This is a genomic window from Oerskovia gallyi (assembly GCF_014836745.1).
Lineage (GTDB): Bacteria > Actinomycetota > Actinomycetes > Actinomycetales > Cellulomonadaceae > Oerskovia > Oerskovia paurometabola.
In genome coordinates this window covers 158887-169322 of the sequence record NZ_JACSQE010000002.1, presented here as the reverse complement: position 1 = coordinate 169322, position 10436 = coordinate 158887, and the positions used below count along the sequence as shown (strand labels likewise).

Here is a 10436-nt window from a genome sequence, read left to right as displayed (position 1 = left end):
CCCCCCCCCCCCCCCCCCCCCCCCCACGTCCCGGTGTCGATGGACGGCTACTCTCCCGCGCGGCGCAGGACCTCGGTCAAGCGGTTGGCTGCGGCGACGACCGAGCCCGAATGCAGGCGGCCGGGCTGGCGCGTGAGGCGTTCGACCGGCCCGGAGATCGAGACGGCGGCGACGATGCGCCCCGACGGCCCGCGGACGGGTGCCGACACCGAGGCGACGCCGAGCTCGCGCTCCGAGACGGACTGGGCCCAGCCGCGCCGTCGGACACCCGAGAGGATCGTGGCCGTGAAGACGGCCTCGCGCAGGCCGCGGTGCAGGCGGTCCGGCTCCTCCCACGCGAGCAGTACCTGAGCGGCGGAGCCCGCACCCATGGTGAGCGTCGCGCCCACGGGGATCGAGTCTCGCAGGCCGACGGGACGCTCGGCCGCGGCGACGCAGATGCGATGATCCCCCTGGCGGCGGTAGAGCTGGGCGCTCTCGCCGGTGTGGTCGCGCAGCGCCGTCAGAACGGGGTTCGCCGCGGCGAGCAGGCGGTCCTCGCCGGCGGCCGTCGCGAGCTCGTTCAGGCGCGGCCCGAGGACGAAACGGCCCTGCATGTCGCGGGCCACCATGCGGTGGTGCTCGAGTGCGACCGCGAGGCGATGGGCCGTCGGACGGGCGAGTCCGGTGGCGGTGACGAGCTGGGCCAAAGTGGCTGGTCCGGACTCCAGAGCGCCCAGAACGGACGCCGCCTTGTCCAGCACGCCGACTCCGCTAGAATTGTCCATAGGTCGATATTGACGTCTCGCACAGTGAGATGCAAGTCAGCGGGTGTCGTGTCGACGAAGGACCAGGAGTTTCCGCCCGGTCCACGACCGAGATGTACCCCCCGATCGTCGCCCACGGCCCCCGCGTGAGCGACCACCGCAGGACACAGGTAGGAGAGAACCAACATGGCCGGCACGCTGGCGGAGAAGGTCTGGGACGCGCACCTGGTGCGACGTGGCACCGACGGGTCGCCCGACCTCCTCTACATCGATCTGCACCTCATCCACGAGGTCACCAGTCCGCAGGCCTTCGAGGGCCTGCGGCTCGCCGGCCGGCAGGTGCGCCGTACCGACCTGACGATCGCGACCGAGGACCACAACACCCCCACGCTCGACATCGACCTGCCGATCGCGGACCTCACGAGCCGCACGCAGATCGACACGCTGCGCAACAACGCCAAGGAGTTCGGCGTGCGCATCCACTCGCTCGGCGACGCCGACCAGGGCATCGTCCACCAGGTCGGGCCCCAGCTCGGCCTGACCATGCCCGGCCTCACGGTCGTGTGCGGCGACTCGCACACCTCCACGCACGGTGCGTTCGGGGCCCTCGCATTCGGCATCGGCACGTCCGAGGTCGAGCACGTGCTCGCGACCCAGACCCTCCCGCTCGCCCCCTTCAAGACCATGGCCATCACGGTCAACGGCGAGCTGCCCCCGGGCGCGACGTCCAAGGACATCATCCTCGCCATCATCGCGAAGATCGGCACCGGCGGCGGCCAGGGCTACGTCCTGGAGTACCGCGGCGAGGCCATCCGCAAGCTGACCATGGAAGCCCGCATGACGGTCTGCAACATGTCGATCGAGGCGGGCGCGCGCGCCGGCATGATCGCTCCCGACGAGACCACGTTCGAGTACCTCAAGGGCCGTCCGCACGCGCCCGAGGGTGCCGACTGGGACGCCGCGGTCGAGTACTGGAAGACGCTCAAGACCGACGACGACGCCACGTTCGACGAGGAGGTCGTCCTCGAGGCGGCGGACCTCGAGCCGTTCATCACGTGGGGCACCAACCCCGGCCAGGGCCTGCCCCTGTCGGCGAACGTCCCGATCCCCGCCGAGATCGCCGACGAGAACGAGCGCGTCGCCGCCGAGCGCGCGATCGAGTACATGGGCCTGACCCCAGGCGCGCCGCTGCGCGACATCGCGATCGACACGGTCTTCATCGGCTCGTGCACCAACGGCCGCATCGAGGACCTGCGTTCGGTCGCCAAGGTCGTCCAGGGCAAGAAGAAGGCCGACTCGCTGCGCGTGCTCGTCGTGCCCGCCTCGGCGCGCGTCCGTCTCCAGGCCGAGGCCGAGGGGCTCGACCAGATCTTCCTCGATTTCGGAGCCGAGTGGCGCAACGCCGGCTGCTCCATGTGCCTGGGCATGAACCCGGACCAGCTCGCTCCGGGGGAGCGCAGCGCCTCGACGTCCAACCGCAACTTCGAGGGTCGCCAGGGCAAGGGTGGACGCACCCACCTCGTGTCGCCGCTCGTCGCGGCCGCGACCGCCATCCGCGGGACCCTGTCCTCGCTGGCGGACCTGGACCTGCCCGCCGACGTCGACATCACGTCGTTCGACGGCACCCCGCTCGCGCCGCTCGACCCGCGCGTCCCGCTGCAGGTCTGACACCGGCCCCCTGACGACACTCATCGAGGAAGCAGAAGCATCATGGAGAAGTTCACGACCCACACCGGTGTCGGTGTCCCGCTGCGCCGCAGCAACGTCGACACGGACCAGATCATCCCCGCCGTCTACCTCAAGCGCGTGACGCGCACGGGCTTCGAGGACGCGCTGTTCGCGGCGTGGCGCGGGGACCCCGCGTTCGTCCTGAACCAGCCCGCGTACTCGTCCGGTTCCGTGCTGGTCGCGGGCCCCGACTTCGGCACCGGCTCATCGCGCGAGCACGCCGTGTGGGCGCTCAAGGACTACGGCTTCAAGGTCGTCCTGGCCTCGCGCTTCGCGGACATCTTCCGCGGGAACTCGGGCAAGCAGGGCCTCGTCGCGGGCATCGTCGCGCAGGAGGACATCGAGCTGCTGTGGAAGGTCCTCGAGACCAAGCCCGGCACCGAGGTCACGGTCGACCTGGTCGAGCGCACCGCCACGGCCGACGACGTCGTGGTCCGCTTCCAGATCGACGACTACACGCGCTGGCGCCTCATGGAGGGCCTCGACGACATCGGCCTGACCCTTCAGCACGAGGCCGACATCACGGCGTTCGAGCAGACGCGTGCGTCGTGGCGGCCCAAGACGCTGCCGGCGAAGCACCTGCCGACGGTCGACATCGAGGCGGCTCGGCCGTCCGCGTGACGCCCGTCTGAGCCCGGCCCGACGGCGCCGCTCCCCTGGGTGGGGAGCGGCGCCGTCGGCGTCTGCGGGGCGAGGGGACGGGCCGTACCGCGAGGGTGACCGGGGCTGTCGCCGAGGGTGACGTGCGCGCCGGTCGAGGGTGACCTGTGGGTGCGACGAGGGCGACGCGCGAGCCCGCCGAGGGCGACGTGCTGCTGTGCCGAGGGTGACGTGCGCGCCGATCGGGGGCGACCGGACCGCGTCAGGCCGGCGGAATCAGGCGCTTCAGACGGCGCGCAAGAGCCGCTTGTGTGATGCCCCCGTGCTGCTCGCGCGCGAGCCTGTGCCTCGTGGGTTCGACGTCGAGCAGGGGACGGAGGCCGACGGCCCGCGTGTGGACCATGGTCTTCAGGCGGAGGGTCGAGCGGCGGTAGCCCGGCAAGGCGCTGGAGAGCCACCCGAAGACAGGCGCTGCGGATTCGCGGCCCGGCGTCTCCCACGCGGCCACAGTGCGCGTGTACGAGTCCTCGCTCAGTGAGGCCCACGCGCCCCAGACGAACGGATCGACCTGGCCGTGGACAGGTATCTCGATCAACGCGCGCACGAAGAAGTGCTGGTCGTCGATCACGCACAGCTCGTCGGTCAGGCTGCAGCCCTCCTGGCCCTCGAACTCGGGCGACCAATAGGCGGGCGCCGGGAGGTGGAAGGCGAGCAGCGGACCGTCGTGCCGCTCGGCGCAGCATGCGCACCGCTGGCCGTTCTGGTGCTGGTGAGCGGGATCCGTGGGGGACGACATGCGCGTGAGCCTAGCGGGGTCGTTTCTTGACGGTCGGCGTCGCGACGGCCGGGGTGCCCTCGGAGTGCGGCGGGGTGCCCTCGGGAACGCGCCCGTCACCCTTGGCGGCCCGCTCCGTCACCCCCGGGAACACGCTCCATCACCCTCGGCAGCCCGGCCCGTCACCCTCGGCGGACGCGTGCCTCAGGGGCGCGGCGGGCCCTGGCGGATCCTTGCGAGCTGCGACTCCGCCGTGACCTTCGTCGGGTCCCAGCCGGCCTCGATCCACCAGGTCGCACCTGCTGCCTCGAGCGCCCGCGCGTCCTCGGCGGCAGCGTCGAGGTCCGTCGCGAAGTCGCGCTGCACGACGAGCTCGAACGGCCCGGCGCCCGGGTCACGGTGCTCGGCGACCCAGCCGGCGACCTCGCGCACCTCGTCGGGCGTCAGCGGGTCCATGCCGCGGTCGCCCCGGAGCTGGACCGTCACGCCGTCCCAGCGCACCGCGCGGCTCATCGACCTCTCGCTCGGGAACACCCCCACGGGCCACACGGGGATGCGCCCGTTGACGGGCCGCGGTGAGATCGTCATCTCGCCGGTCGAGATGTGCTTCCCGTCGAACGAGAACGCCTCGCCGGACCAGGAGCGCTCGAGGAACGCGAGGACGTCGTCGAGCAGCTCGGCCCGCTCGCGCAGCGACGTGAGCTGGCCGGGGACGGCGCTGAAGCCGGCGTCGTCGAGCACCCCGACCCCTGCGGGCAGGACCAGCCGACCACCCGACAGGTGGTCGACCGTCAGCGCCTGGCGCGCGAGCTCCCACGGGCGCCTGCGCGGCATGGCGAACACGAGCGCACCGAGCGTCACCCGCTGCGTCTGGACTGCCGCCGCGGCGAGGATGCCCCAGGGGTCGTACCCCTCCATGCCGGGCAGGCTGATGCCGTCCCACGTGAAGTAGCCGTCCCAGCCGTGCTCCTCGGCCTCGCGGGCCATCGTGACCAGCTCTGACGCGGAACCGAAGCTCCCGACGAACCCGAACTGCAAGCCCATGACATCCTCCTGCGACTCGTTGGCGGTCCTCCCACGGTAGGGGCGGCCACCCACACGCGCCGCAAGAACGAGGACGGGCGGGCTCCCGGAAGACCGGGAACCCGCCCGCAGCGCCCTGCGAGGGCGTCGATCAGTGGTGCTTGTTCTTGCGAGGGATGAAGTGCACGACCGTCACGACGACCGCACCCACCACGACACCCACGATCGCCGACCCCAGGGTGTCGACGAGCCACACCAGGAACCCGCCGAGGGCCGGCACGCCGTGCACGGCGTCCTCGAGGACGTGCAGGAGGTCGTAGGGCGCGTGCCAGCCCAGGTCGTACGTGCCCTGCAGCAGGATGTGGCCACCGACCCACAGCATCGCGACCGTGCCCACGATCGAGATGACGGCCATGACGCGCGGCATCGCCTTGACCAGGCCGTGGCCGAACGACTTGACCCAGCCGGTCTCGCGCCCCGCGAGGTGCAGGCCGATGTCGTCCATCTTCACGATGAGCCCGACGATCCCGTAGACGACCGCCGTGATGAGCAGCGCGACGACGACCAGGATGATCGCGCGGGCCCAGAAGCCCTCCGTCGCGACCTCGTTGAGCGCGATGACCATGATCTCGGCGCTGAGGATGAAGTCGGTGCGTACCGCGCTCGACACGACGCTGTCCTCGTCGACGGCCTTCTTCGCCGCAGCGTCGTCGACGGCCTTGCCGTGCTTGCCCGAGACCATCTCCCAGAGCTTCTCGGCGCCCTCGAACGCGAGATACGTCCCGCCCACCATGAGCAGCGGGGTGAGCAGCACGGGGAGGAACTCGCTCAGCAGCAGTGCCGCGGGGAGGATGAACAGGAGCTTGTTGCGCAGCGAGCCCATCGCGATGCGCTTGATCACGGGCAGCTCGCGCTTCGCGGCCAGCCCGGCGACGTACTGGGGAGTGACCGCGGTGTCGTCGATCACGACACCGGTCGCCTTGACGCTCGCCCGCCCCGCAGCGGCGCCGATGTCGTCGACGGACGCGGCCGCCAGCTTGGCGAACGCTGCGATGTCGTCCAGGAGGGCTACGAGTCCAACGGCCATGAGGTCTCCACGAGGCCCGTGTCGCCGCCCACGAGCCCTGAGGTCGGGAATCGACGCGGCTGTCACGCATCGTAACGACTCGGGCGCCCCACCGTCGCGGCCCGTCCGCCGGCCGAGGGTGACGTACCCGCTGCCCGACGGCGCCGCCGCCCGGGCGACGTGTGACGCGATCGGTCGCACCGCCGTCGGGCAGACGTCCTAGGCTGGTCCCCATGGCTAACCACTACGACGTCGTCGTCCTCGGCGCGGGCCCCGGCGGCTACGTCGCCGCCATCCGCGCGGCCCAGCTCGGCCAGTCCGTCGCGATCATCGAGGAGAAGTACTGGGGCGGTGTGTGCCTCAACGTCGGGTGCATCCCCTCCAAGGCGCTCCTGCGCAATGCGGAGCTCGCCCACCTGTTCACGCACCAGGCCGACTTCTTCGGCATGTCGGGCGACGTGTCGTTCGACTTCGGCAAGGCGTTCGACCGCAGCCGCGACGTCGCCGACGGTCGCGTCAAGGGCGTGCACTTCCTCATGAAGAAGAACAAGATCACCGAGTACGACGGGCGCGGCACGTTCCGCGACGCGAACACGATCGACGTCGCGCTGTCCTCGGGCGAGACCGAGACCGTGACGTTCGCCAACGTCATCATCGCGACGGGCTCGAAGGTCCGCCTGCTGCCGGGCGTCGAGCTGAGCGAGAACGTCGTCACGTACGAGAAGCAGATCCTGACGCGTGAGCTGCCGCGCTCGATCGCGATCGTCGGCGCGGGCGCGATCGGCATGGAGTTCGCGTACGTGCTGAAGAACTACGGCGTCGACGTGACGATCATCGAGTTCCTCGACCGCGCGCTGCCGAACGAGGACATCGAGGTCTCCAAGGAGATCGCCAAGCAGTACAAGAAGCTCGGCGTGAACATCCTGACGTCGACCGCGGTGCAGACCGTCGTTGATGGCGGCTCGTCCGTGACGGTTTCCTACAAGGGCGTCAAGGACGACAAGCCCGGCTCGATCGAGGTCGACAAGGTCCTCATGGCCGTGGGCTTCGCGCCCAACGTCGAGGGCTTCGGGCTCGAGAACACGGGCGTCGCGTTGACCGACCGCGGCGCGATCGCGATCGACGACGTCATGCGTACCAACGTCCCCCACATCTACGCGATCGGTGACGTCACCGCGAAGCTCATGCTCGCGCACGTCGCCGAGGCGCAGGGCGTCGTCGCGTCCGAGACCATCGGTGGCGCCGAGACCATGACGCTGGGCGACTACCGCATGATGCCGCGCGCGACGTTCTGCCAGCCGCAGATCGCGAGCTTCGGCCTCACCGAGCAGCAGGCCCGCGACGAGGGCTACGACGTCAAGGTCTCCAAGTTCCCCTTCACGGCCAACGGCAAGGCGCACGGCCTCGGCGAGCCCACGGGCTTCGTCAAGCTCGTCGCCGACGCCCGCTACGGCGAGCTCCTCGGTGGCCACCTGATCGGTCCCGACGCGTCCGAGCTTCTGCCCGAGCTCACACTCGCGCAGAAGTGGGACCTCACGGCGTCCGAGCTGGGGCGCAACGTGCACACGCACCCGACGCTGTCGGAGGCCGTGCAGGAGGCGATTCATGGACTCGCGGGGCACATGATCAACTTCTGACGGCAGGGACAAAGAGGTAGGATCGACCGTCCCGCTCGGAGGCCTTGATCTGCGGTATCGCCGCAGGTCAAGGCCTCTTTAGCTGCCTCAATCAGGGCGGACAACCGAGGTTGGCCAGGGACAGGAATGTTCACCCTGGGGGGCGCGGAGGGGGCGCGACGGCGCGTATCGTCGTGATCTCCTTCCGGGGCCGCACGAAGGGCTCGGGGGGAGGGGGCTCATGGCGGAGGCGACGACGGCCCAGCGGACGACGGCGGGTCGCCGCGAGGCGTGGGACCGGCTACGCAAGCTCCCGTCGAAGTGGTGGCAGGCGAGGTGCCCGGCTCCCGACGGAAAGCTCCTCTCGGCGCGGACCGAAGACGACCGCCCGCTGACGTTCCTGACGAAGAGCGACGCGCGCCTGGCTCAACCGGGTCCACGACTCGAACGCCCGCGGCGTTCGACTCCGGTGAGGAGTTGGTCATCCACGCCATGAAGGCGCGACCGCAGTATCTGGACCTGCTGCCTTGACTCTGGCGCACGACGAGCGTCGAGGCGGGCGGAAGGTCGAGCGCGAGTCGATCAACGACGACGTCGAGTTCGATCGAACTCATCAAGCAGGAAAGAAGCCGACAGTGATCAAGAAGCTCTCGGGGTTCTTCGACCGTTTCCGCGACCTGCTCTGACCGCGTACATGGTCCCCGTCGGCCGGGCTACGAACCGCCGGGGAACGTGAGAATCCCGTCCGCTGGAACCGAGTTCTGGAACTCAGAGCGGAGATCGCGCAGACGCCTACCATCGGCCACCGCCCAGAAGTACCACCCGTTCGTCGCCTTCTGGCGCAAAGCATGCCCGGCGGCCGAGGGCGTCATGAAGCGACGGCCATCGAGCTCGATCGCTCCGTCCGGGGTCAGCGTGGCTTCGCGCCCCTTGAAATCACGGTGGGTGGCGATGAGGTTGTCGCCAGCGCTCAGAAGTCCGGCCTGGAGCAGGTGCTTGAGCTCGACCCAGTCGCCCGCTTTCGTCTGCGGGTCGATGACCTTGCCGTGATGTCCCTCGGGAACCGGCCATACGTGAAGGAACGCGTCGATGAGTTCGGCCGTGCGGGCGTCGATGAGCTCTTCGTCCCAGGGGTGATCCGCAGTCTTGCTGACGACTCGCCCGGTCAGGGTGATCGTGTTGTGGTTCAGCAGTGCTGCGCGCTTTGCCGACCATGGACCGTTGGAAACCTTGGAGTTGAGCGACGTGGTGAGCAGTGTCAGGTTGCCGAGCCGGTGCACGCGCGCCTGACGCGCCTCGTCCTCATCCGGCGTCTCGACGGGCCACGTAGCTCTCCAGGTCCGAGGCAACAGGTGTTCGATGGGAAGCCCTTGCGCTCGACTTGGGGCTGGCCGGTCTCGGCGCGGTAGTGGTCCTCGGCCGCTTCGAGGAACATGCGGAGGCGGGATCGGGGAAAGCGGCGATAGACGGCCTCCGTGGTGAGGGTCTGTCGCACCTCTTCGTCGCCGGGCCAGTAGGTACTCGTGGCGTTCAGTCGGGCAAGGTGTCCTGTGACGCGCTCGACGAGATCATCGGCAGGAGTGCCAGCGTTCGACGCGATAATGTCGGCGACGATTCGACCGAGATCGCTTCCGGCGAGGCGGAGGAACTGCCGACGAACAACCCAGCTCTCCGTGGCGCGGATGACCCGGTCGATCGTGGTCTGGGTCAGGGGGCGGCCTGGTTCGTGGAGCCAGATAAGTAGAGGTTTGAGGAGTTCGACGCCGGAAGCCTGCATCCGGTAGGTCGCCATAGACGCCGCGTCGAGGCTCCCGCCAGCTTGGGTGGCCGCGTGAGTCCATACCTCGTATTGGTGCGCCTGCTGCTTGATGATTGGCAGCAGGTCGGCCATCTTGTGACCCGATTCCAGTTCGACATACGACTTGAACCGGTTGAACGTGGACTGGGGGCTGACATCCTCGCCGGTGCGCGAGACGAGCCACTGGTTGAGGAACAGCGAACTTCGGCTGACCAGCGTGCGCCCGACGCTCACTTCCTTCATCCAGAACTTCGTCTCGAAAGGCCAGTCCTCGCGGTAGGCGCGCAGGGTGTCACCGCCTTCGGCTTCCAGGCGCTGAAACACGAAGTTCCGGACGAGGTCAGCGGCCGTGAGCGGCGTGCCGCGGGCGTTGAGGGTCTCGAAGATCTCCTGTGAGTTCTCAGTCGCTTCCAACTCGATCGACACAAGCTGGAGGCCGTCCAAGAGGACGTCGGTGAGTTCCTTGGCCTTCGGCTCGAAGTCGTTGGACTCTCGGGCCCCGAGCCACCGCTCGATGACTGTCGTGAAGTACCCGTGCGCTGCGGCGATCTGAGATTCGGAGTGCTTCAGGTTGACGTGGTCGATCGGAGGCTCGGAGGTCATCACCTCGTCGAACGCCGGTCGATCATTGTTGAGGTGGCGGACCTTGAGCCGCGCCTCATCATCGTCGACGTAGATCTCGTCGTTGTGGGTCAATCGTTCGAGCTGGCCGGAGAGTCGGGGGAGGTCGGCCTGTGCGAGGAGCGCCCCGGCCGCGTCTGCGAGGAGTTGCAACGTCGTCAGGCGTTGCTGCCCGTCGATGACATTCCACGTCGTCAGTCGCTTGCTGTTGGTCGGATGAGACTGAAGGACGACAGCGCCGAGGAAGTGGGAGGCATTGAGGTGGGGCTCAGCGATCCGCAGTTCGGCGACCCGGCGGATGTCCTTCCAGAGTGGTTCCCACTGATCCTCTTCCTTCCAGACGTAGGGACGCTGGAACAGCGGAATCACGAAGTGCTGCGGCAGGTTGAACAGTTGCAGCGGCGTGCGCTTGAAGGTCTCCACGCGCACATCCTGCCGCATCCGCTGATCCGCATTGGTCATG

General features: G+C 68.9%; 10 protein-coding genes. 4 read left to right on the top strand and 6 right to left on the bottom strand.

Translation table 11 applies throughout. The features are described from left to right. Positions 1-47 precede the first annotated feature (47 nt). Positions 48-767 carry an IclR family transcriptional regulator gene (locus tag H9640_RS03200; protein ID WP_030150819.1) on the bottom strand — a complete coding sequence of 240 codons (720 nt, stop codon included), beginning with the start codon at positions 765-767 and terminating at the stop codon, positions 48-50. A gap of 165 nt (positions 768-932) precedes the next feature. On the opposite strand from H9640_RS03200, the gene leuC reads away from it, so the two are divergent. Next, complete coding sequence (gene leuC / locus H9640_RS03195) at positions 933-2414, top strand: 3-isopropylmalate dehydratase large subunit (protein ID WP_191789287.1); 1482 nt, start codon at positions 933-935, stop codon at positions 2412-2414. Between the two features lie 42 nt (positions 2415-2456). Further along, positions 2457-3095 carry a 3-isopropylmalate dehydratase small subunit gene (gene leuD / locus H9640_RS03190; RefSeq protein ID WP_191789286.1) on the top strand — a complete coding sequence of 213 codons (639 nt, stop codon included), beginning with the start codon at positions 2457-2459 and terminating at the stop codon, positions 3093-3095. Between the two features lie 241 nt (positions 3096-3336). Here the strand turns inward: leuD and H9640_RS03185 are convergent, their stop codons facing one another. The 3 genes from H9640_RS03185 to H9640_RS03175 all read right to left on the bottom strand — a co-directional run bounded on the left by H9640_RS03185 (position 3337) and on the right by H9640_RS03175 (position 5959). Beyond that, on the bottom strand, positions 3337-3870 hold the full coding sequence (locus H9640_RS03185; protein WP_191789285.1) for a DUF2199 domain-containing protein: 534 nt from the start codon (positions 3868-3870) through the stop codon (positions 3337-3339). 183 nt (positions 3871-4053) lie between these two features. Then, a complete protein-coding gene (locus H9640_RS03180; RefSeq protein ID WP_318243619.1) occupies positions 4054-4893 on the bottom strand; it encodes an LLM class flavin-dependent oxidoreductase in 840 nt (279 codons plus the stop codon). A gap of 130 nt (positions 4894-5023) precedes the next feature. Continuing rightward, a complete protein-coding gene (locus H9640_RS03175; RefSeq protein ID WP_191789284.1) occupies positions 5024-5959 on the bottom strand; it encodes a DUF808 domain-containing protein in 936 nt (311 codons plus the stop codon). A gap of 212 nt (positions 5960-6171) precedes the next feature. Between H9640_RS03175 and lpdA the strand changes: the two genes are divergently transcribed. Both lpdA and H9640_RS03165 read left to right on the top strand, forming a co-directional pair. Then, a complete protein-coding gene (gene lpdA, locus H9640_RS03170; protein ID WP_191789283.1) occupies positions 6172-7575 on the top strand; it encodes a dihydrolipoyl dehydrogenase in 1404 nt (467 codons plus the stop codon). Between the two features lie 506 nt (positions 7576-8081). Further along, positions 8082-8240 carry a hypothetical protein gene (locus tag H9640_RS03165; protein ID WP_191789282.1) on the top strand — a complete coding sequence of 53 codons (159 nt, stop codon included), beginning with the start codon at positions 8082-8084 and terminating at the stop codon, positions 8238-8240. 27 nt (positions 8241-8267) lie between these two features. Here H9640_RS03165 and H9640_RS18950 read toward each other — a convergent pair whose 3' ends face one another. Together H9640_RS18950 and H9640_RS03160 are read right to left on the bottom strand one after the other, a co-directional pair. After that, positions 8268-8903, bottom strand: a complete 636-nt coding sequence (locus H9640_RS18950; RefSeq protein ID WP_263598716.1) for a restriction system modified-DNA reader domain-containing protein — start codon at positions 8901-8903, stop codon at positions 8268-8270. Further along, positions 8813-10396 carry a DUF262 domain-containing protein gene (locus H9640_RS03160; RefSeq protein WP_318243618.1) on the bottom strand — a complete coding sequence of 528 codons (1584 nt, stop codon included), beginning with the start codon at positions 10394-10396 and terminating at the stop codon, positions 8813-8815. Before H9640_RS03160 ends, H9640_RS18950 begins: the two co-directional genes overlap by 91 nt. Between the last annotated feature and the right edge of the window lie 40 nt (positions 10397-10436).

Bases quoted from the DNA above. Each gene is read 5' to 3' on its own strand.
- H9640_RS03200 (WP_030150819.1), bottom strand. From the start codon at position 767: ATGGACAATTCTAGCGGAGTCGGCGTGCTGGACAAGGCGGCGTCCGTT.
- leuC (WP_191789287.1), top strand. From the start codon at position 933: ATGGCCGGCACGCTGGCGGAGAAGGTCTGGGACGCGCACCTGGTGCGA.
- leuD (WP_191789286.1), top strand. From the start codon at position 2,457: ATGGAGAAGTTCACGACCCACACCGGTGTCGGTGTCCCGCTGCGCCGC.
- H9640_RS03185 (WP_191789285.1), bottom strand. From the start codon at position 3,870: ATGTCGTCCCCCACGGATCCCGCTCACCAGCACCAGAACGGCCAGCGG.
- H9640_RS03180 (WP_318243619.1), bottom strand. From the start codon at position 4,893: ATGGGCTTGCAGTTCGGGTTCGTCGGGAGCTTCGGTTCCGCGTCAGAG.
- H9640_RS03175 (WP_191789284.1), bottom strand. From the start codon at position 5,959: ATGGCCGTTGGACTCGTAGCCCTCCTGGACGACATCGCAGCGTTCGCC.
- lpdA (WP_191789283.1), top strand. From the start codon at position 6,172: ATGGCTAACCACTACGACGTCGTCGTCCTCGGCGCGGGCCCCGGCGGC.